This window comes from Williamsia muralis, assembly GCF_051487485.1.
GTDB lineage: Bacteria > Actinomycetota > Actinomycetes > Mycobacteriales > Mycobacteriaceae > Williamsia > Williamsia muralis_B.
In genome coordinates this window covers 1-2,108 of sequence record NZ_JAHVCV010000028.1, presented here as the reverse complement: position 1 = coordinate 2,108, position 2,108 = coordinate 1, and the positions used below count along the sequence as shown (strand labels likewise).

At 61.5% G+C, this 2,108-nt stretch carries 2 protein-coding genes and 1 pseudogene; 1 reads left to right on the top strand and 2 read right to left on the bottom strand.

Annotated features, from left to right (window positions below; genetic code table 11):
• Positions 1–87: pseudogene (locus KXR83_RS26755) on the top strand (IS21-like element helper ATPase IstB); the annotation flags it as partial.
• Here KXR83_RS26755 and KXR83_RS26750 read toward each other — a convergent pair.
• A complete protein-coding gene (locus KXR83_RS26750; protein WP_437427229.1) occupies positions 79–456 on the bottom strand; it encodes a hypothetical protein in 378 nt (125 codons plus the stop codon). The pseudogene KXR83_RS26755 and the gene KXR83_RS26750 overlap by 9 nt on opposite strands.
• 376 nt (positions 457–832) lie before the next feature.
• The gene (locus KXR83_RS26745) at positions 833–1,897 is read right to left on the bottom strand and encodes a site-specific integrase (RefSeq protein WP_116917849.1); all 1,065 of its coding nucleotides are present in this window, start codon (positions 1,895–1,897) and stop codon (positions 833–835) included.
• Positions 1,898–2,108 lie beyond the last annotated feature (211 nt).

Genomic DNA, 2,108 nt, shown 5'->3' with positions numbered 1-2,108 from the left:
GGCGATTCCTATCGCCTGCGAGACCACCACGCCCGATCAGAAAACCACCGCACCGCCGCCGGAACCATCCGCCGGCCGCTACAGTAGACCCACCTCACGGGTGGGGAATTTCGATGAGCACCACTGGGGAATTTTCCTGAGCCCCGTCACGCCGGGGCGTTCTGCAGATGCCTTGTCTCCGCACGCGTCGATGTGGGCTCGGGCGTAGTACATCAACGCTTCGGGCGTCAGATCTACCAGTCCGATGCGCTGGCTGGTCAACGCGTAACACAGTTCGTTACGAGCTTTAGTTCGCTGTGGGACTTGGGTATCGGTGCTGTTAAGCGCGTCGTACAGCTCGTCCAGGAGCGGATCCTTCTGGGCGGGCCCGAACAGCAAGCCGTATTGGACAATTGTCGACTGCCGCAGCGCTAAGACACTGGGTGAGATCACACGGAGCGCCGCCAGAACCTTCATACCCTCCCGGTGTGAGCCGCTCGTTCTTCTTGGGTTGGGAATGTCCGTGATGACAGATTCGCCGTTGTCGAGCCCAGTCAACTGCCACCGCTCCTGCCAGGTGTCTCCCGGCAGCGTCGCTAGGTAAGTCGTAAACATCTCAATCGAGGCCGACCGCTTCTGCCTGGTGGACACCGCCTGCGGCCACGCATGCGCTGAGACTTCGACCAGTTCGTCGGGTGTGGCCGCCGATAGATCCCCAAACGGGGTTGGCAGATTGGGCGGTGCTGGGCACGGTGTAACCGTGGTCGCTGCCGGTGGATATCCAGCAGCGGAGGGTCCTGCCGGGTCTGGAACCGAGCGTCGACGAGTGCGGGCGGTGGTCGTGCCTTGCGATCTAGGCACCGAAGACCACCGAGAAGTCGGTGGGGTCGTAGTCGCTGTGCAGACGGGCAGGGGGTGCAGGCCGTGCATAGAAAGCTGCCATGGACTCGACCATTTCCTCTAGACGGGGAACGGTGTAGCGGCTAGTGGTTCGCAGGTCGGCATGGCCGAGAACCGTCTGGATTTCGGGGAGGGTCAGCGTTCCGTCGCTGACCATCCGGACCGCGGCGGTGTGCCGCAGATCGTGCAAAGTCCAGTTGGTTCCAAGGACAGTGTTGACGCGTTGCAGAACCCGCCGTGCAGCTGAATAACTCAATGCACGTTCAGGTTTCCTCAATGTCCGCCACAACGGAGCTGACGGTTTAGGGTCGGCCGCAGTGTCGAGGTACGCCGCGAGCCACATAAGAGCTTCTGGTGATACCGGTACAGGGCGACGCAGCCTGGTCCCTTTCGAGATCACCCAGATTCGCTGGTGAGCCCAGTCGACATCGTCGGTGGTGGAGCCCAGCAACTCAGAAGCTCGTGCCCCGCTAGTGACGTAACAAAGCAAGAGTGCTCGGTCTCGGGGACAGCGCAGGACTGCGAAAAGCTCGGACCACAATTCGTCAGGTATCGACCGGGGCTGGGTGTCGACCGACTTCTGCCGTAGCCGTGCTCTGCGGTGTCGTAGTTGACTTTCGATCGGGCTGCGATGAGCTAACGCTCGTCGGCGTTGGGGGGACTGGGGTACCGGATTGATGAGGGGGCCGCGGCCGAAATGCTCATGAAAGGAATAGAACTGGTAGATCGCGGCCAGCGCAACGTTGATCGTTGATGGACTGTAGCCACGTCCCAGCGAAGGTTTGCCGGTCTTGGCGTTCACCGCGCCGAAATCACTGGTCGAGCTGGCTGACCGGGCGCGCTGCGGATTGGTGCTGCTGCGGAGCCAACCGACCATCGCGGCTACGTCCGACTCCGTTGCCGCGTCCCATCTCACGTCTAAATACCAAAGGATGCGGAACCATGTGAGGAGCGAATAGCAGTATGCTCGAACTGTTCTGGGGCTGCGATCACACAGCATCAGATCTCGCACCCACATGTCGATCGCGTCGACTCGCCCTCCGTCGGCGCCTGCAACCTCGTACGGTGCCCCGGTCGAACGAGATGCAATCACTGAACCGATCCGTGGCAAGTCGACGGCACCGTCCGCCAGTGCGTACCGCTTGTTTGCCGCTCCTGCGTCCATTCCGCCCCCCGGGATTCAGTCGGACCCTAGCTCACATCGGCTGTTTGGTGCAGTTAACTCTCCA

Coding starts and splice junctions, on each gene's coding strand:
- KXR83_RS26750 (WP_437427229.1), bottom strand. CDS start 456: ATGAAGGTTCTGGCGGCGCTCCGTGTGATCTCACCCAGTGTCTTAGCG.
- KXR83_RS26745 (WP_116917849.1), bottom strand. CDS start 1,897: ATGTGGGTGCGAGATCTGATGCTGTGTGATCGCAGCCCCAGAACAGTT.